This is a genomic window from Nocardioides sp. LMS-CY (assembly GCF_018732145.1).
Lineage (GTDB): Bacteria > Actinomycetota > Actinomycetes > Propionibacteriales > Nocardioidaceae > Nocardioides > Nocardioides soli.
Genome location: NZ_CP076104.1, coordinates 3164399 through 3186688 on the forward strand (window position 1 = coordinate 3164399; position 22290 = coordinate 3186688).

Sequence of the window (22290 nt, forward strand, 5' to 3'; positions counted from 1 at the left end):
CATACCCTCCGCCGGATGTAGGCGTGCACGGCGCACCTTCCGCCACCATCGGAGGTCCGCGACAGAACCTTCGGCGCGGCGTCGGAGTGTCAGCCGGGCCGCGCGACCCACGTCACCGCCGGACGGGCCCGGCCGGATGACGGCGAGGTCACGCGGAGGTCACGCGGAGGTCTCCTCCACCTCCGGTACGGCGTCCACGCCCGCCTCCTTGCGCTGCTCCGGCGTGATCGGCGCCGGCGCGGCGGTGAGCGGGTCGAAGCCGCCGCCGGACTTGGGGAAGGCGATGACGTCGCGGATCGAGTCGCTGCGCGACAGCAGCGCGACGATCCGGTCCCAGCCGAACGCGATGCCGCCGTGCGGCGGCGCGCCGTACTTGAACGCCTCGAGCAGGAACCCGAACTTCTCCTGCGCCTCGTCCTCGTCGATGCCCATGATCGCGAAGACCCGCTTCTGGACGTCCTCGCGGTGGATACGGATCGAGCCGCCGCCGATCTCGTTGCCGTTGCAGACGATGTCGTAGGCCCAGGCCAGCGCGCCGCCGGGGTCGCTGTCGAAGGTGTCGAGGTCCTGCGGCGAGGTGAAGGCGTGGTGGACCGCGGTCCAGGCCCCGCTCCCGACCGCGACGTCACCGGCCGCGGTGGCCTCGTCGGCGGGCTCGAAGAGCGGTGCGTCGACCACCCAGAGGAAGCTCCAGGCGTCCTCGTCGATCAGGTCGCAGCGCCGCCCGATCTCCAGCCGGGCCGCGCCGAGCAGCGCCCGGCTCGACTTCACGGCGCCGGCCGCGAAGAAGATGCAGTCTCCTGGCCGCGCGCCGACGTGGGCGGCCAGGCCGGCCAACTCCTCGTCGGTGATGTTCTTCGACACGGGGCCGGTCAGCTCGCCGTCCTCCTGCACGAGCACGTAGGCCAGGCCCTTGGCGCCACGCTGCTTGGCCCACTCCTGCCAGGCGTCGAGCTGCTTGCGGGGCTGGCTCGCTCCCCCCGGCATCACCACGGCGCCGACGTACGGCGCCTGGAAGACCCGGAACGGGGTGTCCTTGAAGTACTCGGTGCACTCGACGAGCTCCTGGCCCATCCGCAGGTCGGGCTTGTCGGAGCCGTAGCGGGCCATGGCGTCGGCGTAGGTCATCCGCGGCAGCGGCACGGGGACGTCGTGGCCGATCAGCTTCCACAGCGCGACCAGGATCTGCTCGGCGACGGCGATGACGTCGTCCTGCTCCACGAAGCTCATCTCGATGTCGAGCTGGGTGAACTCCGGCTGCCGGTCGGCGCGGAAGTCCTCGTCGCGGTAGCAGCGGGCGATCTGGTAGTAGCGCTCCATGCCGGCGACCATGAGGAGCTGCTTGAACAGCTGCGGGCTCTGCGGCAGCGCGTACCAGCTGCCGGGCTGCAGCCGCGCCGGCACCAGGAAGTCGCGGGCGCCCTCGGGCGTCGAGCGGGTCAGGGTCGGGGTCTCGATCTCGACGAAGCCGTGCTCGTCGAGCACGTCGCGCGCGGCCTTGTTGACCCTGCTGCGCAGCCGGATGGCCGCGGCGGGGCCGGAGCGGCGCAGGTCGAGGTAGCGGTGCTTGAGGCGCGCCTCCTCGCCGACGTCGACGTGATCGCTGATCGGGAACGGCAGCGGCGCCGCGGCGCTGAGCACCTCGACGTCGGTCGCGACGACCTCGATCTCGCCGGTGGCGAGGTTGGGGTTCTCGTTCCCCTCCTTGCGCCGGGCCACCTCGCCGGTGACCTGCAGGCAGTACTCCGCGCGCAGGTGGTGGGCGACCTCCTCGTCGCGGATCACGACCTGGACGACACCGCTCGCCTCGCGCAGGTCGATGAACGCGACTCCCCCGTGGTCGCGCCGGTTGGCCACCCACCCGGCGAGGGTGACGGTCTGGCCGGCGTGCTCGGCGCGGAGCGCGCCAGCACCGTGCGTTCTCATGGGGAGGGTGCGGGTCACTGCTTCTTCTCCTCGATGCTGCTGGTGACCACCTGCGGTCGCAGGTCGTCGCTGGGCGGGTACCACGTCGCCGGATCGGCGGGGTCCTGCTTCCCGGACCGGATGTCCCTGACCTCGTGACCGGCTGGCCCGAAGTCATCTGCGGGATCGGCATCATCGGCACCCGGGAACCAGACGTACGGGATGCCCCGGCGCTCGGCGTACCGGATCTGCTTGCCGAACTTCTGCGCGCTGGCCGCGACCTCGCACGGGATCCCGCGGCGGCGCAGGGCGTCGGCGACGGCGGTGCTCTCGCCGCGGGACTCCTCGTTGACGACCGCGACGAGCACCGCGCTGGGGACCGGCCGGCTGCCGGTGAGCACGCCGTCGGCGAGCAGCGGGATCAGGCTGCGGGAGACGCCGAACGAGACGCCGACGCCGGGGTACGTCGTCCGCCCGTCGGACGCGAGCGCGTCGTACCGGCCGCCGCCACCGACCGACTTCAGCCGCTCGTAGCCCGCCATGAAGATCTCGACCACGGTGCCGGTGTAGTAGTCGAGGCCGCGCGCGATGCGCAGGTTGGCCTCGACGGTGACGTGCTCGTGCCCGCCGGCCGAGCAGCCCTCGACGACCGCGGCGAGCTCGGCGAGGCCCTCGTCGAGCAGCTCGTCCTCGACGCCCAGCGCACGCACCTGCTCGACGAACGAGGTGTCGGAGACCCGGATCGTGGCGAGCTCGAGGCAGCGCTGGGCCTGCTCCGGCGTCGCGCCGGCGTCGCCGACCAGGAGCGCGGCCACCTGGTCGGCCGGGAGCTTGTCGAGCTTGTCGATGGTCCGGATCGCGGCGGTGACGTCGGACAGGCCGAGTCCGCGGTAGAAGCCCTGGATCAGCTTGCGGTTGTTGAACTGGAAGCTGACCGGCGGGATCGGCAGCGCGTCGAGCGCGTCGACCATCACCCGCATCACCTCGACGTCGTGGTGGAACGGCAGGACGTCCTTGCCGACGATGTCGACGTCGGCCTGGGTGAACTGGCGGTAGCGCCCCTCCTGGGGTCGCTCGCCCCGCCACGCGGGCTGGATCTGGAACCGCCGGAAGGGGAACTCCAGGTGACCCGCGTGCTCGAGCACATAGCGCGCGAACGGCACCGTGAGGTCGAAGTGCAGGCCGAGGCCGGCGTCGCCCTCGCCGTCGCCGGCCTGCAGCCGGCGCAGGACGTAGATCTCCTTGTCGATCTCGCCGCCCTTGGCGAGTCGGTCCAGGGGCTCGACGACACGGGTCTCGATGTTGGCGAAGCCGTGCAGCTCGAAGGTGCGCGCCAGCGACGCGATCACCTCCCGCTCGACGACGCGGGCGGCAGGCAGCAGCTCGGGGAACCCGCTCAGCGGGGTGGGCTTGGCCATCTCAGAGGTCCTGAAGGTAGGGATTGGTCACGCGCTCCCGGCCGATCGAGGTCTGCTCACCGTGACCCGGGAGCACGACGATGTCGTCGGCGAGCGGAAGCACCTTGCTCTTGAGACTCTGCAGCATGGCCGGATGGTCGCCGCCGGGCAGATCGGTGCGCCCGATGGAGCCCGCGAAGAGCAGGTCGCCGGAGAACATCACCTCGGAGATGTCGCCGGCGGGGTACGGCGACCGGAAGGTCACCGAGCCCGCGGTGTGCCCGGGTGTGTGGTCGACGGTGAACCGCAGGCCGGCGAGCTCCAGGTCCTGGAGGTCGGTGAGCTCGCGGACCTCGTCGGGCTCGGCGAACTCATAGTTGCCGCCGAGCAGCATCTGGGTGGTCTCGCGGGACATGCCCGCCATCGGGTCCGTGAGCAGGTGCCGGTCGGCGGGGTGGATCCACGCGGTCGCGTCGTAGGTGCCGGCGACCGGCGCGACGCACCACATGTGGTCGACGTGGCCGTGCGTGACGAGCACGGCGACCGGCTTCAGCCGGTGCTCGCGCACCACCTCGGCGACCCCGTCGGCGGCGTCCTTGCCGGGGTCGATCACCACGCACTCGGAGCCCGGGCCGGTGGCGGCGACGTAGCAGTTGGTGCCCCACGGACCCGCGGGGAAGCCGGCGATCAACACCACGGCAGACTATCGAGCCGACGCACGGCGCACCGCATCGGTGGTGGGCGGCCGGACGAGCCGGCCCTCCGTCTTGACTAGCATGGAGTCGTGACCAGTCACCAGTGGGGCCGAGTCGACGACGACGGGACCGTCTACGTGAAGACCGCCGACGGCGAGCGCTCCGTGGGCCAGTACCCCGAAGGCACTCCCGAGGAGGCGCTGCGGTTCTTCACCGAGCGCTACGACGCGCTGGCCTTCGAGGTCGGGCTCCTCGAGAAGCGCGTGACCAGCGGCGTGATGTCGCCCGAGGAGGCGGCCGCTTCGGTGCGCACCGTCCGCGAGCAAGTCACGACCGCGAACGCCGTGGGCGACCTGGTCGCGCTGACGGCTCGCCTCGACGCGCTCGAGCCGGTGCTCGAGCAGCAGCGCGAGGAGCGCAAGGCCGAGCGCGCCCAGCGCTCCGCCGAGGCCCGGGCCGGCAAGGAGCGGATCGTGGCGGAGGCCGAGGGCCTCGCGGAGAGCTCGGACTGGCGCCGCGGCGCCAACCGGATGCGCGAGCTGCTCGACGAGTGGAAGGCGCTCCCCCGCATCGACCGCTCGTCCGACGACGCGCTGTGGCGGCGCTTCTCCTCCGCCCGCACGGCGTACACCCGGCGCCGCAAGGCGCACTTCGCCGAGCAGCACGAGAAGCGCGACGCCGCCCGCGCGATCAAGGAGCGGCTGGCCGACGAGGCCGAGGCGCTCGCGACCTCGACCGACTGGGGTCCGACCGCCGGTCGCTACCGCGACCTGATGCGGCAGTGGAAGGCCGCCGGGCCGGCGCCGCGCGAGGTCGACGAGGCGCTCTGGAAGCGCTTCCGCGGCGCCCAGGACACGTTCTTCGGCGCCCGCGACGCCACGGCCGCCGAGCAGGACAAGGAGTTCGCCGCGAACGCCGAGGTCAAGGAGGCACTGCTGGTCGAGGCCGAGGCGGTGCTCCAGGCCCTGCGCTCCGACGGCGACCTCGACGCCGCCAAGCGCGCCTTCCGCGACCTCGCGGACCGATGGGACGCCGCGGGCAAGGTGCCGCGCGACCGGATGAAGGACCTGGAGGGCCGGATCCGCCGGGTCGAGCAGGAGATCCGCGGCGCCGAGGACGAGCAGTGGCGCCGCTCCGACCCGGAGAAGTCCGCGCGCGCCGACGACATGGTGTCCAAGCTCGAGGCCGCGATCGCCCAGGTCGAGGCCGACCTCGAGAAGGCCCGCGCGGCCGGCAACGAGAAGCGGGTCAAGGAGCTCGAGGAGAACCTCGCCTCCCGCCAGTCCTTCCTCGAGATGGCCAAGCGCGCCAGCGCCGACTACTCCGGCTGAGTTGCCCCGCGGCGGGGTGGTTTCGAGGCTCGCGCGCTGCCGGCGGGCGAGCCGGGCATTGAGCCGCTTCGCTGGGCCGACGTGGACCGGGAAAGCCATCCGGTGGTTGAGGTGCGAAGGCGCCCCCGCGCCTGAGCCTCGAAACCACCCCTGGCGTCAGAGGTCGCTTCGAGGCCGTCGCACCTCAACCACCGGGAGGGCTTGGGGGACTTCCTTCCAGACCCCGGTGACGTGCACGCAGACGATGAGCCGCACGACCTTCTCGTGTACCTCACTGGGTTTCGAGACGCCCGGTTCCGGCTTCGTCCCTCAGCCGGACGGGCTCCTCAACCTTCGAACGCGACGCGACCGCTCGTCCCTCGCGGTCGCTGCGTTCTCACTGGGTGACCCGGTAGGCGTCGAAGACGCCGGGGACCGACCGCACCGCCTTGAGCACGGTGTCGAGGTGCTTGGCCTCCGCCATCTCGAAGGTGAAGCGGCTCTTCGCGACCCGGTCGCGGGTGGTCGACAGGTTGGCGCTGAGGATGTCGACGTGGGCGTCGCTGAGCGCCATCGTGATGTCGGAGAGCAGTCGGGCCCGGTCGAGGGCCTCGACCTGGATGTTGACCAGGAAGCTGGACTGCCCGGTCGGCGCCCACTCGACGTCGACCAGCCGCTCCGGCTGGGACTGCAGGCTCGCGGCGTTGGTGCACGACTGCCGGTGCACCGACACCCCGCCGCCCTTGGTGACGAAGCCCAGGATCGGGTCCGGCGGCACGGGGGTGCAGCACTTGGCGAGCTTCACCCAGACGTCCGGGGCGCCCTTGACGATCACGCCCGCGTCGCCGCCCGGCTGCACCTTCGAGCGCGACCGGCGCCCGGTGATCGTGACGCCCTCGGCGAGGTCCTCCGCCGCGCCGTCGTCGCCGCCGTGCAGGTCGATGACCCGGCGTACCACCGCCTGGGCGGAGAGGTTGCCCTCGCCGACGGCGGCGTACAGCGCGGAGACGTCCGCGAGCTTGAAGTGGACCGCGGCCAGCGTGAGCACCTCGTGGGACATCAGCCGCTTGAGCGGGAGCCCCTCCTTGCGCATCAGCTTGGCGATCTGCTCCTTGCCGCGGTCGATCGCCTCCTCGCGCCGCTCCTTGGTGAACCACTGACGGATCTTGGAGCGCGCCCGGGGCGACTTCACGAACCCGAGCCAGTCGCGGGACGGTCCGGCCGTCGGCGACTTCGAGGTGAAGACCTCGACCACGTCGCCGTTCTCGAGCGCGGACTCGAGCGGGACCAGGCGGCCGTTGACCCGGGCCCCGATCGTGTGGTGGCCGACCTCGGTGTGTACGGCGTATGCGAAGTCGACCGGGGTCGCGTCGGTGGGCAGCGCGATCACGTCGCCGCGCGGCGTGAAGACGTAGACCTCGGCCCGGTTGATCTCGAAGCGCAGCGACTCGAGGAACTCCCCCGGGTCCTCGACCTCGTTCTGCCACTCGAGCAGCTGGCGCACCCAGGTCATGTCGTCGGGGTCGGCCGACCGGTCGGTGTCGACCCCCGCGCGGCTGTCCTCCTTGTACTTCCAGTGCGCCGCGACGCCGTACTCGGCGCGGCGGTGCATGGCGTAGGTGCGGATCTGCAGCTCGACGGGCTTGCCCTGCGGTCCGATGACCGTCGTGTGCAGCGACTGGTACATGTTGAACTTCGGCATCGCGACGTAGTCCTTGAACCGGCCGAGCACCGGGTTCCATCGCGAGTGCAGGACGCCGAGGACCGTGTAGCAGTCGCGGTCGTTCTCGACCAGCACCCGGATGCCGACCAGGTCGTAGATGTCGGAGAACTCGCGGCCGCCGACGATCATCTTCTGGTAGATCGAGTAGTAGTGCTTCGGCCGACCGGTGACCGTGGCCTTGACCTTCGCCTCCCGCAGGTCGGTGCCGACCTGGGCGATCACCTCGGCGAGGAACTGGTCGCGCGAGGGCGCCCGCTCGGCCACCATCCGGACGATCTCGTCGTAGATCTTGGGGTGCAGGGTCGCGAACGCGAGGTCCTCGAGCTCCCACTTGATCGTGTTCATGCCCAGCCGGTGGGCCAGCGGGGCGTAGATGTCGAGGGTCTCCCGGGCGACCCGCTCCTGGGTCTCCTGGCGCACGTAGCGCAGCGTGCGCATGTTGTGCAGCCGGTCGGCGAGCTTGATCACCAGCACCCGGATGTCGCGCGACATCGCGACGATCATCTTGCGGATCGTCTCGGCCTGCGCGGAGTCGCCGTACTTGACCTTGTCGAGCTTGGTCACGCCGTCGACGAGTCGCGCGATCTCGTCACCGAAGTCCTGCCGCACCTGCTCGAGCGTGTACGGCGTGTCCTCGACCGTGTCGTGCAGCAGCGCGGCGGCGAGCGTCGGCTCGGTCATGCCGATGTCGGCCAGGATCGTGGTCACCGCGAGCGGGTGGGTGATGTAGGGGTCGCCGGACTTGCGGGTCTGGGTGCCGTGCAGCTTCTCGGCGGTCACGTAGGCGCGCTCCAGCAGCGCCAGGTCGGCCTTCGGGTGGTTGGCCCGGACGGCCCGGAACAGCGGCTCGAGCACCGGGTTGGCCGACTGGTTGCGGGTGCCCATCCGGGCCAGCCGGGCGCGCATGCTGCGCGTCGACGGGCCCGGCTCGGACGCACGGCGCGGGCCGGCGGCGGCCGGCGGGGCGGTGCGTTCCTCGGTCACGCGGGGTCCCCTCGGAATCGTGCGGTGGCGGAGCGCAGCGGGGGAAGCGCGCGATTCCGTGGGGTGCTCACACGGCCAGTCTAGGCATCAGACCGTCAGCAGCGTCGTCAGCGGTACGTCGTCGCCGAGGGTCTGTCGGCCCGGGAGGAACCCGAGCTCCATGAGCATCGCCACCGCATGCACCTGCGCCCCGCACCGCTCGACGAGCTGGGTGGTCGCTCGGGCCGTGCCGCCGGTGGCCAGCACGTCGTCGACGAGCAGCACGCGCTCGCCGGGGCGCAGCGCGTCCTGGTGCACCTCGAGCGTGGCCTCGCCGTACTCCAGGACGTAGGAGGCGGTGTACGTCGCGCGCGGGAGCTTGCCGGCCTTGCGCACCGGCACGAAGCCCACGTCGAGGGCGAGCGCCACCGGCGCCCCGAGGATGAACCCCCGCGACTCCATGCCGAGCACCTTGTCGACCACGACCCGGCCCGCGTCGTCCCGACCGGGGGCCGCGAGCGCCTCGACGACGGCCCGGAGGGCGCCGTGGTCGGCGAGGAGCGGGGTGATGTCCTTGAACAGGACGCCGGGCTCGGGGAAATCGGGGACGTCCGCGATCAGGGCGAGTGCCGACGCCAGCCCGGGCCGGGGCCCGGGCTGGGTCACTTCTTGCCCCGCTTCGACTTCGGCTGGCGGCTCGGCTGCTGCCGGCCCGACGAGGCGCTCTGCTGGACCGGGCCGCGCGACTGGGGCGCGATCCGGCCGCGGCCGGCGGTCTCGGGGCTGCGCGGCTCCTGCGCGCCCGGGGCCGGCCGGGAGACCGGGGCACCGTCCTCGAGGTCGCCCTCCGCCTCGTCGACGGGTCCTGGCTCGTCGCGCACCGGCATGTCCTCGGTGAACACGGGGACGGCAGCGTAGCGGTCGGCGTCGCGCCTGGCGGCCGCCCGGGCCCGCCGCTCCGCCAGCTTGACCTCGGTCTCGGTGGACTTCATGTGCACGAGCACGCGCGGCGCGATGAAGACCGACGAGTAGACACCGGCGGCCATGCCGACGAACTGGGCGAGCGCCAGGTCCTTCAGTGAGCTGGCGCCGAGCTGGACGGCGCTGACGTAGAGGATCGCGCCGATCGGGATCAGCGCCACGATCGAGGTGTTGATCGAGCGCACCAGGGTCTGGTTGACCGCCAGGTTGGCCGCGTCGGCGTAGCTCTGCCTACTGGTGCGCAGCTCGTGGGTGTTCTCGCGGATCTTGTCGAAGACCACGACCGTGTCGTACATCGAGAAGCCCAGGATCGCGAGCAGACCGGTGACCGCCGCCGGGGTCACCGGGAAGCCCGAGAGCGCGTAGATGCCGATCGTCAGCACGATGTCGTGGAACAGCGCCACGAGGGCGGCCACGGACATCTTCCATTCTCGGAAGTAGGCCCAGATGAAGATCACCACGAGGCCCAGGAAGATGCCGACGCCGACCAGGGCTCGCTTGGCCACGTCGCGGCCCCAGCTCGCGCCGATGTCGTCCTTCGAGATGTCGTCGTTCGACGCCCCCGTGACGTCCTGGATGATGCCCCGGACCTCCTGGTCCGCCACGGCGTTCAGGTCCTCGGTCTGGATCAGCATCGCGCTGTCGCCCGACGTCGTGACGGTCGGCGCCGCCGCCGCTCCGACGCTGGAGTTGCCGATGGCGTCGCGCAGCTCGTCTGCGGTCTCCTGGTTGGCCTTGGCGGCCGCCAGGTTGTCGACGCGGTACTGGGTGCCGCCGGTGAACTCGATGCCGAAGTTCAGGCCCTTGACGACGATCACCACGATCGCCAGGCCGACCAGGGTCAGCGAGATGGCGTACCAGAGGGCACGCTTGTGGACGAAGTCGATCGACTTGTCGCCCTGGTAGAGCTCGTTGCCGAGCCGCGAGAACTTGCCCATCAGGCCCTACCTCCCGTGGCGACCCGATCGATGCCGAGCGTGCTCGCGCTCAGGCCGGAGAGCTCGCCGCCGCCGTTGAAGAACTTGTACCGGGCCAGGAACGTCACCAGCGGCTTGGTGAACCAGAACAGGATCGCCAGGTCGATGAACGTCGAGAGGCCGAGCGCGAAGCCGAAGCCCTTCACGACACCCGACGCGAACAGGTACAGCACGCCGGCCGACAGCAGCGACACCACGTTGGCGGCGAGACGCGTCTTGCGGGCCCGGCGCCAACCGGTCTCGACCGACACCCGCATCGACCGTCCCTCACGCATCTCGTCACGGATGCGCTCGAAGAAGATGATGAAGGAGTCGGCGGTGACACCGACGCCGATGATCAGGCCCGCGATGCCGGGAAGGGTGAGCGTGAAGCCGGCGGTGTTGCCCAGCAGCAGCACCATCGCATAGGTGATCGCTGCCGCCGTGGCCAGCGAGGCGAGCACCACCAGGCCGAGGCCGCGGTAGTAGAGCAGGCAGTAGAGCATCACCAGCGCCAGGCCCAGGGCGCCGGCCGTCAGGCCCGCCGAGAGCTGGTTGCCCGCCAGCGACGGGCCGATCTGCTCGGTCTGGATGCCGTCCTCCTTGAAGGAGATCGGCAGCGCGCCGTACTTGAGGCTGGTCGCCAGGCTCTCCGCCGACGCCCGGGTGAAGTTGCCGGAGATCCGCGCCTGGCCGTCGGGGATCCGGCCCTCGAACGTCGGGGCCGAGATGACCTGGCCGTCGAGCACGACCGCGAACTGCTGCTCGCTGCCGGCCATGGCCGACGACAGGTCGGCGAAGGCCTGCTTGCCGTCGCCGCCGAGGGTGAGGTTGACCTCGTAGGCCACGCTGCCCTGCGGGATGCCCGCCGAGGCCTCCTTGAGGTCGGTGCCCTCGATCACGGCCGGCGAGAGGAGGTACTTGGTGGCGGCGTCCTCCTCGGTGCCGCAGGTGACCAGCCAGGTGGTCGGGTCGTCGGCCGGCGGCTCGGTGGTCGGGCAGGTGTACGCCGCGTAGGCGTCGATCGCCTCCTGCGGCGGGTTCGAGATGAAGGTGAGCGCCTGCTCCGGGGTCGCGCCCTTCGCGTCGGCCGGCGCGGTCGGGCTCTCGCTGGGGGACTCGCTGGGGGACTCGCTGGGCGACCCACTGGGGCTCGGCGAGTCGGTCGCCTTGTCGTCGGCCGCACCGAACGCCGGGCGGTTCTTCGCGGTGCCCTGGTCGCCGGACTTGCCGGCCTTGTCCTTCTTCGGCTTGGGGGGCAGCGTCACCCCGGCACCGGGCTCGGCGCTCGGGCTGGCACCCGGGTCGGCCGGGGTCGGCGTGGCGCTCGCGCACGGGCCGGGCGCGGTGCTGGTGCAGGCCACCGTGCGGAAGCGCAGCTGGGCCTGGCGCTTGACGGTGTCGATCAGCGAGTTGGAGGTGTCGCCCGGGATCTCGACGATGATCACGTCGTTGCCCTGCGTGGTGACCTCGGCCTCGCTCACGCCGGAGCCGTTGACGCGGTCGTCGATGATCCGCGCGGCGGTCTCGACGTTCTCCTTCGTCGGGTTGCCCTCGGCGGTCATCGTGATCCGGGTGCCACCCTGGAGGTCCAGGCCGAGGGCCGGCTTCCAGTTGCCGCCCAGCGCGACCAGGCCGTACAGCACCGCCACGCCTGCCAGGAACAGCGCCAGCGTGCGGCCGGCGTGCGCGGCTGTGTTGCGTGCCATCTCAGTTCTCCTCCGGACCGCTGCCCGGCTTCCCGTTGTCGACCTCGATGTCGGACCGCTCCTCGGCCGACTCGGTGTCGTTCATGTCGTCCACGTCGTCGCGCGCGTCGTCCGGGGTGTCGTCGCGGTGCTCGACCTTGCTGCCGATCGCACCGGGGGCGACCCGGATGACCACGCCGTCGGCGATGGCCACCCGCAGGTGGTCGTCGTCGACCTGGTCGACGGTGCCGTAGATCCCGGAGGTCAGCACGACATCGTCACCTACGGACAACGACGACTGCATGCGCCTGAGTTCCTTCTGGCGCCGAGAGGCCGGTCGGATGATGAACAACCAGAAGAGCAGCACGATGCCGACGAGCGGCAAGAACTCCACGACGAATGACCTCTCGAGCGTTGTCTAGGGCGCGCGACCCAGAGCGGGCGGGCCGACGCGCCAGTGTAACCAGCGGAATGGCCCCGCTCACGAATTCGCCCGATGTCCGGCCCGGCTGTCCGGCCCGGTGGCCGATGCTCCGGACGCAGGTGTGGGTCCTGGGTGCCCCGGGCCGGCGTGGGCGCTCCCACCAGGCTCGGTGTCAGGGAGAGCCCGCATCACGTGTCACACCAGCACCCCGGCTCCCAGCTGGCAGCCGAGACCCGCACGACACGCCGCGGCGGCCCGGCGTGTCGTGCGGGCTTCGGCGGTCAGCCGCTGAACCCCGCGACAACCGGGGTCCGACGGGAGAGCCGGCCGGGGATCACTCCTCGAACAGCGTGGCGTCGCGCTCCGCCGGAGGCGGCGTCAGCCCGAGGTGCTGCCAGGCCGCCGGCGTGGCGACCCGGCCCCGCGGCGTACGCGCCAGGAAGCCGTTGCGGACCAGGAACGGCTCCGCGACCTCCTCGACGGTCTCGCGCTCCTCCCCCACGGCGACGGCGAGCGTGGAGACACCGACCGGTCCCCCGCCGAACCGACGGCAGAGCACGTCGATCACGGCTCGGTCCAGCCGGTCCAGACCGAGCTGGTCGACCTCGTAGAGGTCGAGCGCGGACCGCGCCACCGCCACGGTGACCACGCCGTCCGCCCGAACCTGGGCGTAGTCGCGCACCCGCCGGAGCAGCCGGTTGGCGATGCGCGGGGTGCCGCGCGAGCGCGAGGCGATCTCGGCGGTGCCGTCGGCGGCGGCGTCGACCTCGAGCAGCCGCGCCGAGCGCTGGACGATCAGGTCGAGCTCGTCGGGCTCGTAGAACTCCAGGTGGGCGGTGAAGCCGAAGCGGTCGCGCAGCGGGCCCGGCAGCAGCCCGGCACGGGTGGTGGCGCCGACCAGGGTGAACGGCGGGATGTCGAGCGGGATCGCGGTCGCGCCCGGCCCCTTGCCGATGACGACGTCGACCCGGAAGTCCTCCATCGCCATGTAGAGCATCTCCTCCGCGGGCCTCGACATCCGGTGGATCTCGTCGACGAAGAGGACGTCGCCCTCGTTCAGCCCGGAGAGGATCGCCGCGAGGTCGCCCGCGTGGGTGATCGCGGGGCCGCTGGTGAGCCGCAACGGCGCGCCCATCTCACTGGCGATGATCATCGCCAGCGTGGTCTTGCCGAGGCCCGGCGGACCCGACAGCAGCACGTGGTCGGGGGCGCGGCCGCGGCGCCGGGCGGCCTCGAGCACGAGCCCGAGCTGGTCGCGCACGCGCACCTGGCCGACCACCTCGTCGAGGGTCCGCGGCCGGAGCGCGGCCTCGACCGCACGCTCGTCACCTTCGGCCTCAGCGGCCGTGAGCGAGCGCAGGTGGGTGGACTCGACCTCGTCGAGATCCTCCTCCTGGAAGGCCATCGCGTCAGGCCTTGCTCAGCGTGCGGAGCGCAGCCCGCAGCAGTCCCGCGACGTCGGGCACGGCGCCGGCCTCGGGGGCGACGGCGTCGACGGCCTTCTCGGCGTCCTTGGCCGACCAGCCCAGGCCGACCAGCCCCTGGTGCACCTGGTCGCGCCACGGGGCGCCGGCGACCGGAGCGGACGGCGTACGCCCGCCGGTCGGGGCGCCGATCCGGTCCTTGAGCTCGAGGATGATCCGCTGCGCGCCCTTCTGGCCGATGCCGGGGACCTTCGTCAGCGTCTTGGTGTCGTCGCTCGCGATGGCCAGGCGCAGGTCGTCGGGCGCGAGCACGGCGAGCATCGCCTGGGCGAGCTTCGGCCCCACGCCGGAGGCCGTCTGGAGCAGCTCGAAGGTCTGCTTCTCGTCCTCGTCGGCGAATCCGAAGAGGGTCAGGGAGTCCTCGCGCACCACCATGCTGGTCGGCAGGGTCGCCGACTGGCCCACCCGCAGCGTGGCGAGCGTGCCGGGCGTGCACATCACCTCGAGGCCGATCCCGCCGACCTCCACCACGGCACCAGCCAGGCTGACCGCGGCCACCGGGCCACGCACGAACGCGATCACGCGTACCTCCTCCTCGTTGCCTGGGTCTGCCGCGCTCCCGCTACCGCCGCGTCGATCCGGGCCTGGGCGCCGCCGCGCCAGATGTGGGTGATGGCCAGCGCCAGCGCGTCGGCGGCGTCGGCCGGCTTCGGCATGGCGTCGAGCCGCAGGATACGGGTCACCATCGTGCCGACCTGGGCCTTGGTCGCCCGGCCGTTGCCCGACACCGCCGCCTTGACCTCGCTCGGCGTGTGCAGCGCGACCGGCAGGCCGCGGCGGGCCGCGCAGACCATCGCGATCCCGCTGGCCTGGGCGGTGCCCATCACCGTGCTGACGTCGGAGCGGGCGAACACCCGCTCCACCGCGACCGCGTCCGGGCGGTGCTCGTCGAGCCAGGCGTCGACGCCCTTCTCGATGGTCACCAGCCGCTGCGGCACCGGCAGGTCGGACGACGTGCGCAGCACGTTGACGTCGACCAGGCGCAGGGGCCGGCCCACCGATCCCTCGACCACGCCCATGCCGCAGCGGGTCAGCCCGGGGTCGATCCCCAGCACGCGCATCGATCCGCCTCTCCGTCCGAACAGGTGTTCGGAGGCAACGCTAACCGCCCACTCCCCCGGTTCGCCGGAGGACACGCGGGGGTGTCGGCGGCGGCCATCAGCTGTAACGCCGGGTTACCGGCTGTTCCCACCATGCTGCGGCATCGTGGGAACAGCGGATAACCCGGCGTTACATGCGCCTCACGTGACAGCCCACCTTTCCTCCACAGGGCGGCCGGTGATCCTGTCATCCACAGCCGAGCGTGCTGGGCGCCCCGAGCCGTGGTCGGTGCGGGCAGCGTCGCGGTCATGTTGCGGAGCTACCCACTCCTCCGGCCCGACCCACACGGGCTGATCACCAGACAGCAGGCGATGCGCGCCGGCCTCGACGACCGGGACCTGCGACGCCTGGTCCGCGACGGCCGACTACTGCCGCTGCGCCGGGGCGTGTACGTCGTCGCCGAACGCTGGGACGAGCTCGACCCGTTCGGCGGCCGGGCGCTGCTCCGGGTCCGGGCAGCGCAGCTCACCCTCCGGTGCGACCACGTGCTCAGCCACGACTCAGCGGCGCTCGCCCTCGGGCTGGGCGTGCCGGACGCACGCCGGGCGCTGGTGCACGTCACGCGCCGCAAGGTCCACGGCGATGCCGTCCGCGCCGGCGTCAAGCACCACCTGGCGCCGTACTCCGACGAGCAGGTCATCGAGGTCCACGGTCTGCGGGTCCTCGACGCGCCGCGCACGGCTCTCGACATGGCGCGCGAGCACGGGCTGGCGGCAGGTGTCGCGTGCTGCGACGCCGCGCTGCGCTCCGGCGCGACCCGAAGCGACGTCGATCGAGCTCGAGCGGCGATGTGGTGCTGGCCCGGGAGTCGCGTCATGGACGCCGCGATCGACCTCGCCGACCCGGGCGCGGAGTCGTGGCTCGAGTCCGAGGCGCGGGTGCTCCTGCTCTCGCTCCGGATCGGCCGCGCCCAGACCCAGTTCGGACTGACCGACGGCGCTCGCACAGTCTGGTGCGACCTGAGGATCGGCCGACACATCTTCGAGGTCGACGGCTGGCTGAAGTACACCGCCGAGCTCGCCCCACGCCGCGACCCACACGAGACCCTCCGGCAGGAGAAGATGCGTCAGGACTTCATCTCCGGCTTCAAGCTCGGCGTCTCCCGGATCACCGCTGACGATTGTCACGGCGACCGGGAGGCCGCGCGTCGCCGGCTCCTGCGTGAGTACGCCGACACGTGCGCCCGATTCGGGACCGACATCAGCGACCTCGCGCCCCACGTCGTACGGCGGCGCCGGTGATCAGCGGGCCGAGCCGGCCGCCGCCCCAATGTTGTAACGCCGGGTTACCGACTGTTCCCACCGTGTTGCAGCATGGTGGGAACAGCGGATAACCCGGCGTTACATGCGTTGAGAGCGAGCGCCGCCCATCACGCGTCGATGGCCTCGAGTACGTCGTCGGGGATGTCGGCGTTGCTGTAGACGTTCTGCACGTCGTCGAGGTCGTCGACGGCGTCGACGAGGCGGAAGACCTTGCCCGCGACGTCGACCTCGGCGACCGGGATGTCCATCGTGGCGACGAACTGGACCTCGGCGGACTCGTAGTCGATGCCGGCGGCCTGCAGCGCGGAGCGCACGGCGACCACGTCGGAAGAGTCGGACTGGATCTCGAAGTTCTCCCCGAGGTCGTTGACGTCCTCGGCACCGGCGTCGAGCGTCGCCTCGAGCACGTCGTCCTCCGAGACCTCCCACGGCTGGCCACCGCGCTCCTGGGCCTTGCCGACCACGACGACGCCCTTGCGGGTGAAGAGCCGCGAGACCGATCCGGGGTCGGCCATGGTGCCGCCGTTGCGGGTCACCGCGGTGCGGACCTCCATCGCGGCCCGGTTGCGGTTGTCGGTGAGGCACTCGACCAGGAGCGCGACGCCCTGGGGCCCGTAGACCTCGTACATGATCGTCTCGTAGTCGACGCCGCCGCCGTCGAGCCCACCGCCGCGCTTGACCGCGGAGTCGATGTTCTTGTTGGGCACCGACTGCTTCTTGGCCTTCTGGATCGCGTCGTAGAGCGTGGGGTTGCCCGCGGGGTCGGGGCCGCCCATCTTCGCCGCGATCTCGATGTTCTTGATCAGCTTGGCGAACAGCTTGCCGCGCTTGGCGTCGATGACCGCCTTCTTGTGCTTGGTGGTCGCCCACTTGGAGTGGCCGGACATGCGTCTCCTTCTAACCTCGCGGGTCGAGCTCGTCGCGACCCTCGACCAGGTCCACGAACAGCCGGTGGACCCGGGCGTCGCCACCCACCTCGGGATGGAACGACGTCGCCATCAGCGAACCCTGACGGACCGCCACGATCCTACCCGCGGCCGGCCCGTCCTCGACACGAGCGAGCACGTCGACGTCCGGACCGACCGACTCCACCCACGGCGCCCGGATGAAGACCGCGTGCACCGGGGCGTCGAGACCGGCGACGACGAGGTCGCCCTCGAAGGAGTCGACCTGCCGCCCGAACGCGTTGCGCCGTACCGTGATGTCCAGCCCGCCGAGCGTCTCCTGGCCGGCCGCGCCGTCCTCGATCCGGTCGGCGAGCATGATCATCCCGGCGCAGGTCCCGAAGACCGGCAGCCCCGCCTTGATCCGCTGCCGGATCGGCTCGAACAGGTCGAAGGTGCGGACCAGCTTGGCCATCGTCGTCGACTCGCCGCCCGGGACGACGAGGCCGTCGCAGGCGTCGAGCTCCGAGGTACGCCGCACCGTGGTCGCCCGGACTCCGAGGCTCTCCAGCGTGCGCAGGTGCTCACGGACGTCGCCCTGGACGGCGAGGACGCCGACGGTCGGCGCGCTCATGCGGGGCGGGGTCACCAGCCCCGCTCGGAGAGCCGGTGGGGCTGCGGGATCTCGTCGACGTTGATCCCGACCATGGCCTCACCCAGGCCGCGCGAGACCTTGGCGACCATGTCGGGGTCGTCGTGGAAGGTGGTGGCCTTGACGATCGCCTCGGCCCGCTGGGCCGGGTTGCCCGACTTGAAGATGCCCGAGCCCACGAAGACGCCCTCGGCGCCGAGCTGCATCATCATCGCCGCGTCGGCCGGGGTGGCGATGCCGCCCGCGGTGAACAGCACCACCGGCAGCTTGCCCGCCTCGGCGACCTCCTTGACCAGGTCGTACGGCGCCTGCAGCTCCTTGGCCGCGACGTACAGCTCGTCGGCCTCCAGCGCACCGAGGCGGCGGATCTCCCGGCGGATCGTGCGCATGTGGGTGACGGCGTTCGACACGTCGCCGGTGCCGGCCTCGCCCTTGGAGCGGATCATCGCCGCGCCCTCGGTGATGCGGCGCAGCGCCTCACCGAGGTTCGTCGCGCCGCACACGAACGGGACCGTGAAGGCCCACTTGTCGATGTGGTTGGCGTAGTCGGCCGGGGTCAGCACCTCGGACTCGTCGATGTAGTCGACACCCAGCGACTGCAGCACCTGCGCCTCGGCGAAGTGGCCGATCCGGGCCTTGGCCATCACCGGGATCGAGACCGCCTCGATGATGCCGTCGATCATGTCGGGGTCGCTCATCCGCGACACGCCGCCCTGAGCCCGGATGTCGGCCGGCACCCGCTCGAGCGCCATCACGGCGACCGCGCCGGCGTCCTCGGCGATCTTGGCCTGCTCGGGTGTGACGACGTCCATGATGACGCCGCCCTTCAGCATCTCGGCCATGCCGCGCTTGACGCGGGTGGTGCCGGTGGCTGGCGTGTTCTCGGGGGTGCTCTCGACCATGATTCAGATGGTAGTGCCGGCGTCGGACAACGCCTGCTTCCGTACCACCCACACGCGCTGCGCGACCGTGACCGTGGAGGCGATCGCGAGCGCCCACAGCGCGATGTAGAGGAGCACGGGCAGGTCGAAGATGGCGCTGAAGCCGGTCATCACGAGGATCGCGACCAGCCGGTCGGCGCGCTCGGCGATGCCGACCTTGACCTCGAAGCCGAGGCTCTCGCCGCGGGAGCGGGCGTACGACGTGACCGCGCCCATCAGCAGGCAGACCAGGCTCAGCACGAGGTAGAGGCGGCTCGGCTCCTCCCAGGCGAAGTAGAGCGCGAGGCCGATGAAGATCGCGCCGTCGCCGAGCCGGTCGAGCGTGGAGTCCCAGAACGCGCCGAACTTGCTGACCCGCCCGGTGGTCCGGGCCATGTAGCCGTCGAGCAGGTCGCTGAACACGAACGCCGTGATCACCAGGACGCCCGTGAGCAGCCGGCCCTGCGGGAAGAAGACCAGGGCCCCGGCGCAGACGCCGAGCGTGCCGACCAGGGTGACGACGTCGGGGCTCACCCCCAGCCGGATCAGCAGGTGGGCGATCGGCGAGATGACCTTCGTCCAGAAGGCGCGGAAACGTTCCATCATGGCGGGCAGCAGGCTACCCGGAGCCGAGGACGGCGCGACCTCAGCCGGCCCTCAACACCGCCTGGGGCCGGTCGAGCACGGGCGCGAACGCCAGCTCGGCGGCTCCGAGCAGCGGGGAGTCGTCGCCGAGCCCGGCCGGTCTGATCAGGGTGTCGGCCCGCGGCGAGAGCAGGCTGCTGCGCTCGAACGAGTCCAGCACCGCCGGCTCGGCCGCCCGCCACACCTGGGCCAGGCAGCCGCCGAGCACGACGACCTCGGGGTTGAAGAGGTTGACGATCGCCCGGATCCCGATCCCGGTCCACTCGGCGACCTCCTCGACCGCGGTCCGGGCACGGCTGTCGCTCGCCCGCGCGGCCTCGATGACCTCGGCCACGGCCGGCGGGCCACCCCCGGGGAGGCGCCCGGCGTGCCGGAGCAGCACGTTCTCGCCGACCTTGGTCTCCCAGCAGCCGACCGCGCCGCAACGGCAGGTGGGGCCGAGGCTGTCGACCTGCATGTGGCCGACCTCGCCGGCGTACCCGCTCACCCCGGTCAGCGGCCGGCCGCCGACCAGGAAGCCGCCACCGATGCCGACGCTGGCGCTGAGGTAGACGGCCTCCGAGAAGCCCACGGCCGCGCCACGCACGTGCTCGGCGAGCACCCCGAGGTTGGCGTCGTTGCCGGTCGAGACCGGACGTTGGAGGCGCTCGGCGAGCAGCTCGGTGAAGGGCTCGTCGTACCACCCCAGGTTGGGGGCGAAGCGGACCAGCCCGTCGCTGGCCCGCACCGCGCCGGGGACCGCGCAGCCGATGCCCAGGCACCGGCTGTGGCTGGAGGCCGCGAGCGTCTCCTCGACCATCTGCGCGACGGACTCCACGACGTGGTCGACGTCGTGCTCGCCCCGCTGGTGGCCCCGGTTGCGACCGGCCAGGACCTGTCCCCCGAGCCCGACCAGGGCGACGGCGATCCGGTCGACGCCGACGTCGACCGCGACGACCACGTTGTCCTCACAAGGCACCACCAGGTGCGACGGGCGGCCCCGACCGCCCACCACCGCCGTCTGCTCGGTGACCAGGCCCAGCGACTGCAGCTCCCCGGTCAGCCCGCCGATCGTGCTCCGGTTCAGGCCGAGCTGCTTGGTGAGTACGGCGCGGGTCGTCGGGCCGTGGGTGTGCACGGTCTGCAGGATGGCGCGGAGATTCACGCGTCGGAGCTCATCGCTCCCGACGCCGGTCGGGGTGGGCACGTGCCGCTCCTGTCGTCTAGGCTCGTCCGCTCGCTGCTGCGCGACGGCGGCTGATCGCGTCGACGCTGGCGGCGACGAGCAGGACCAGTCCGGTGACGATATAGACGACCCCCGCCGACTTGTTGAGCAGCCCCATGCCGTTCGAGATCACCGCGATGACCGTGCCACCGATGACGGCATCGACGACCCGGCCCTTGCCGCCGAAGAGGCTGGTGCCGCCGATGACGGCCGCGCCCACGGCGTACAGCAGGGTCTCGTTGCCGCCGGTCGAGGGCGATACCGAGTGGCTCCGGGCGGCGAGCATCAGGCCGCCGATCGCCGCGACCGACGACGACAGGACGAAGCAGCTGAGCTTGATCCCCTTGACGTTGATGCCGGCCCGCCGGGCCGCCTCGCCGTTGCCGCCCACGGCGTACACGTGGCGGCCCCAGGCGGTGCGCGAGAGCAGGAAGCTCAGCACCAGCAGCAGCCCGAGGATCACCACGAGCGAGACGGGCACCCCCTTCAGCGACTTCAGGGTGGGGTTGATGCTGCGCTCTTTCGACAGGTAGTAGGTGACCAGCACCGTGATCACCAGCAGCGCACCGCTCTTGATCGCCCAGAGCAGCATCGGCTCGTACTGCAGCCCCGCACGGCGCCGGCGGCTGTTGCGCAAGAAGGTCAGCCCGGCGAAGCCGACGACGAGGGCCAGCGCGATCGTCCACCCGAGCCACACCGGCAGGTTGTCGTCGGTGAGCGCGAGGATCTTCTCGTTCTTGAACGGGATCGTGCCGCCCTCGCCGATGATCTCGAGCATCACGCCCTGCAGGCCGAGGAAGGCGGCCAGGGTGACGACGAACGACGGGATGCCGAGTCGGGCCACCAGGAGGCCGATTGCCGCGCCGATCACGGCACCGGTGGCGATGCACGCCAGGATCGAGATCAGCCAGTTCTGCTCGTGGTTGGTCATCACCACGCCCATGACGGCGGCCGCCGTGCCGCCGGTGACACCGGCCGACAGGTCGATCTCGCCGAGCAGGAGCACGAACACCAGACCCATGGCGATGACGGTGATCGCCGCGGACTGGTTGATCAGGTTGGCGAAGTTCAGCTCTGAGGTGAAGGTCTCGGGCCGCAGCACCGAGAACACGACCACCAGCACGACGAGTCCGAGCACCGCCGGCAGCGCGCCGACGTCGCCACCGCGCACCTTGGCGACGTACGCCCGGGCGATGCCGCCGATCCCGGAGGCCTGCCACGGCTCAGGGGCGACCTCGGGGGTCTCGGTCTGCTGGGCGGTCATGCGAACGCTCCTTCGTCCCCGACGCGTCCGGCCGTGATGAGCTGCACGACCTGGCTCTGCGTCGTGTCCGCCTTGCGGATCTGGGCGACCATCTGCCCGAGGTAGAGGACGGCGATCTCGTCGGCGACCCGGAAGACGTCGTTGAGGTTGTGGCTGATCAGGATCACGCCGAGGCCGCTGTCGGCCAGCCTGCGGACCAGCAGCAGGACCTGCTCGGTCTGGGCGACGCCGAGGGCCGCGGTCGGCTCGTCGAGGATGACGACGCGCGAGTTCCACAGCACCGACCGGGCGATCGCCACGGTCTGGCGCTGGCCTCCGGAGAGCGCGGCCACCTTGGTGCGCACCGACTGCAGCGTGCGCACCGAGAGCCCGTCCAGGGTCTCGCGGGCGCGCTGCTCCATGGCGTCCTCGTCGAGGAGCCCGCTCCTGCGGAGCTCACGGCCGAGGAACATGTTGTGGACGACGTCGAGGTTGTCGCACAGCGCGAGGTCCTGGTAGACGACCTCGATGCCGAGCGCGCCCGCGTCCTTGGGGCCGTGCACGGTCACGTGCCGGCCGTCGAAGCGGTACTCGCCCTCGTCGAACCCGTGGATGCCGGCGATGCCCTTGATCAGGGTGCTCTTGCCGGCGCCGTTGTCACCGACGAGCGCGGTGACCTCCCCGGCCTTCACGTCGAGGTCGACGCCGCGCAGCACGTGCACGGCACCGAAGCTCTTCTGGATCCCGCGCAGTTGCAGGAGCGGCTCGCTCGAGCCCGGAACGGCTGACCGTTCGAGAGCGGTCGCGGTCACTGGTCCTCCTGGGGTGGAAGAAGCGCGGACGGGCGGGCCGG

20 protein-coding genes are annotated in these 22290 nt (G+C 71.5%); 2 read left to right on the plus strand and 18 right to left on the minus strand.

Going from position 1 to position 22290, the window contains the following annotated elements; genetic code table 11:
- Positions 1-159 precede the first annotated feature (159 nt).
- From aspS to KM427_RS15165, 3 genes are read right to left on the minus strand one after another with little or no spacing between them, the layout of a single operon-like run.
- The gene (gene aspS, locus KM427_RS15155) at positions 160-1926 is read right to left on the minus strand and encodes an aspartate--tRNA ligase (RefSeq protein WP_215527646.1); all 1767 of its coding nucleotides are present in this window, start codon (positions 1924-1926) and stop codon (positions 160-162) included.
- A 14-nt stretch (positions 1927-1940) separates the two neighbouring features.
- Positions 1941-3323, minus strand: a complete 1383-nt coding sequence (gene hisS, locus KM427_RS15160; RefSeq protein WP_215524399.1) for a histidine--tRNA ligase — start codon at positions 3321-3323, stop codon at positions 1941-1943.
- Position 3324: 1 nt separating this feature from the next.
- Complete coding sequence (locus KM427_RS15165; protein WP_215524400.1) at positions 3325-3996, minus strand: MBL fold metallo-hydrolase; 672 nt, start codon at positions 3994-3996, stop codon at positions 3325-3327.
- A gap of 90 nt (positions 3997-4086) precedes the next feature.
- Here KM427_RS15165 and KM427_RS15170 point away from each other — a divergent pair, with 90 nt between their 5' ends.
- The gene (locus tag KM427_RS15170) at positions 4087-5328 is read left to right on the plus strand and encodes a DUF349 domain-containing protein (RefSeq protein ID WP_183594245.1); all 1242 of its coding nucleotides are present in this window, start codon (positions 4087-4089) and stop codon (positions 5326-5328) included.
- A gap of 376 nt (positions 5329-5704) precedes the next feature.
- Here the strand turns inward: KM427_RS15170 and KM427_RS15175 are convergent, their stop codons facing one another.
- The 8 genes from KM427_RS15175 to ruvC form a co-directional block, all read right to left on the minus strand.
- Positions 5705-8014: a RelA/SpoT family protein gene (locus KM427_RS15175; RefSeq protein WP_425490199.1), complete on the minus strand. Its 2310-nt coding sequence runs from the start codon at positions 8012-8014 to the stop codon at positions 5705-5707.
- 87 nt (positions 8015-8101) lie between these two features.
- Positions 8102-8659 (minus strand): adenine phosphoribosyltransferase, encoded by a 558-nt coding sequence (locus KM427_RS15180; protein ID WP_183594244.1) that lies wholly within the window; start codon positions 8657-8659, stop codon positions 8102-8104.
- Complete coding sequence (secF, locus tag KM427_RS15185; RefSeq protein ID WP_215524401.1) at positions 8656-9912, minus strand: protein translocase subunit SecF; 1257 nt, start codon at positions 9910-9912, stop codon at positions 8656-8658. The genes KM427_RS15180 and secF overlap by 4 nt, the downstream gene beginning before the upstream one ends.
- Positions 9912-11639: a protein translocase subunit SecD gene (gene secD, locus KM427_RS15190; protein WP_215524402.1), complete on the minus strand. Its 1728-nt coding sequence runs from the start codon at positions 11637-11639 to the stop codon at positions 9912-9914. Before secD ends, secF begins: the two co-directional genes overlap by 1 nt.
- 1 nt (position 11640) lies before the next feature.
- Entirely contained in the window at positions 11641-12012 is a 372-nt protein-coding gene (gene yajC, locus KM427_RS15195) for a preprotein translocase subunit YajC (RefSeq protein ID WP_215524403.1), read from the minus strand.
- A 364-nt stretch (positions 12013-12376) separates the two neighbouring features.
- A complete protein-coding gene (gene ruvB / locus KM427_RS15200) occupies positions 12377-13447 on the minus strand; it encodes a Holliday junction branch migration DNA helicase RuvB (protein ID WP_183594240.1) in 1071 nt (356 codons plus the stop codon).
- A gap of 4 nt (positions 13448-13451) precedes the next feature.
- Positions 13452-14048, minus strand: a complete 597-nt coding sequence (gene ruvA, locus KM427_RS15205) for a Holliday junction branch migration protein RuvA (RefSeq protein ID WP_215524404.1) — start codon at positions 14046-14048, stop codon at positions 13452-13454.
- Positions 14045-14578, minus strand: a complete 534-nt coding sequence (ruvC, locus tag KM427_RS15210; RefSeq protein ID WP_215527647.1) for a crossover junction endodeoxyribonuclease RuvC — start codon at positions 14576-14578, stop codon at positions 14045-14047. The genes ruvA and ruvC overlap by 4 nt, the downstream gene beginning before the upstream one ends.
- A 297-nt stretch (positions 14579-14875) precedes the next feature.
- Here ruvC and KM427_RS15215 point away from each other — a divergent pair, with 297 nt between their 5' ends.
- Positions 14876-15868: a type IV toxin-antitoxin system AbiEi family antitoxin domain-containing protein gene (locus tag KM427_RS15215; protein WP_215524405.1), complete on the plus strand. Its 993-nt coding sequence runs from the start codon at positions 14876-14878 to the stop codon at positions 15866-15868.
- 128 nt (positions 15869-15996) lie between these two features.
- On the opposite strand, the gene KM427_RS15220 is transcribed toward KM427_RS15215, so the two are convergent.
- Genes KM427_RS15220 through KM427_RS15250 form a run of 7 tightly spaced genes read right to left on the minus strand, consistent with a single transcriptional unit; the run spans position 15997 to position 22249 of the window.
- Positions 15997-16776, minus strand: coding sequence for a YebC/PmpR family DNA-binding transcriptional regulator (locus KM427_RS15220; RefSeq protein ID WP_183594236.1), 780 nt, complete (start codon positions 16774-16776; stop codon positions 15997-15999).
- Between the two features lie 10 nt (positions 16777-16786).
- Complete coding sequence (pdxT, locus tag KM427_RS15225) at positions 16787-17407, minus strand: pyridoxal 5'-phosphate synthase glutaminase subunit PdxT (protein ID WP_183594235.1); 621 nt, start codon at positions 17405-17407, stop codon at positions 16787-16789.
- A gap of 11 nt (positions 17408-17418) precedes the next feature.
- Complete coding sequence (gene pdxS / locus KM427_RS15230; protein WP_183594234.1) at positions 17419-18327, minus strand: pyridoxal 5'-phosphate synthase lyase subunit PdxS; 909 nt, start codon at positions 18325-18327, stop codon at positions 17419-17421.
- Between the two features lie 3 nt (positions 18328-18330).
- Positions 18331-18951 (minus strand): phosphatidylinositol phosphate synthase, encoded by a 621-nt coding sequence (gene pgsA, locus KM427_RS15235; protein WP_183594233.1) that lies wholly within the window; start codon positions 18949-18951, stop codon positions 18331-18333.
- Between the two features lie 40 nt (positions 18952-18991).
- Positions 18992-20176 (minus strand): ROK family transcriptional regulator, encoded by a 1185-nt coding sequence (locus KM427_RS15240; protein WP_215524406.1) that lies wholly within the window; start codon positions 20174-20176, stop codon positions 18992-18994.
- Between the two features lie 16 nt (positions 20177-20192).
- Positions 20193-21458 carry a sugar ABC transporter permease gene (locus KM427_RS15245; protein WP_215524407.1) on the minus strand — a complete coding sequence of 422 codons (1266 nt, stop codon included), beginning with the start codon at positions 21456-21458 and terminating at the stop codon, positions 20193-20195.
- Entirely contained in the window at positions 21455-22249 is a 795-nt protein-coding gene (locus tag KM427_RS15250) for an ATP-binding cassette domain-containing protein (RefSeq protein ID WP_215524408.1), read from the minus strand. Before KM427_RS15250 ends, KM427_RS15245 begins: the two co-directional genes overlap by 4 nt.
- Between the last annotated feature and the right edge of the window lie 41 nt (positions 22250-22290).

What these genes read in the sequence shown, in the direction of transcription:
- pdxT (WP_183594235.1), bottom strand. Translation starts at nt 17,407, where the DNA reads ATGAGCGCGCCGACCGTCGGCGTCCTCGCCGTCCAGGGCGACGTCCGT.
- hisS (WP_215524399.1), bottom strand. Translation starts at nt 3,323, where the DNA reads ATGGCCAAGCCCACCCCGCTGAGCGGGTTCCCCGAGCTGCTGCCTGCC.
- secD (WP_215524402.1), bottom strand. Translation starts at nt 11,639, where the DNA reads ATGGCACGCAACACAGCCGCGCACGCCGGCCGCACGCTGGCGCTGTTC.
- KM427_RS15215 (WP_215524405.1), top strand. Translation starts at nt 14,876, where the DNA reads ATGTTGCGGAGCTACCCACTCCTCCGGCCCGACCCACACGGGCTGATC.
- KM427_RS15220 (WP_183594236.1), bottom strand. Translation starts at nt 16,776, where the DNA reads ATGTCCGGCCACTCCAAGTGGGCGACCACCAAGCACAAGAAGGCGGTC.
- KM427_RS15245 (WP_215524407.1), bottom strand. Translation starts at nt 21,458, where the DNA reads ATGACCGCCCAGCAGACCGAGACCCCCGAGGTCGCCCCTGAGCCGTGG.
- pgsA (WP_183594233.1), bottom strand. Translation starts at nt 18,951, where the DNA reads ATGATGGAACGTTTCCGCGCCTTCTGGACGAAGGTCATCTCGCCGATC.
- aspS (WP_215527646.1), bottom strand. Translation starts at nt 1,926, where the DNA reads ATGAGAACGCACGGTGCTGGCGCGCTCCGCGCCGAGCACGCCGGCCAG.
- pdxS (WP_183594234.1), bottom strand. Translation starts at nt 18,327, where the DNA reads ATGGTCGAGAGCACCCCCGAGAACACGCCAGCCACCGGCACCACCCGC.
- secF (WP_215524401.1), bottom strand. Translation starts at nt 9,912, where the DNA reads ATGGGCAAGTTCTCGCGGCTCGGCAACGAGCTCTACCAGGGCGACAAG.
- ruvB (WP_183594240.1), bottom strand. Translation starts at nt 13,447, where the DNA reads ATGGCCTTCCAGGAGGAGGATCTCGACGAGGTCGAGTCCACCCACCTG.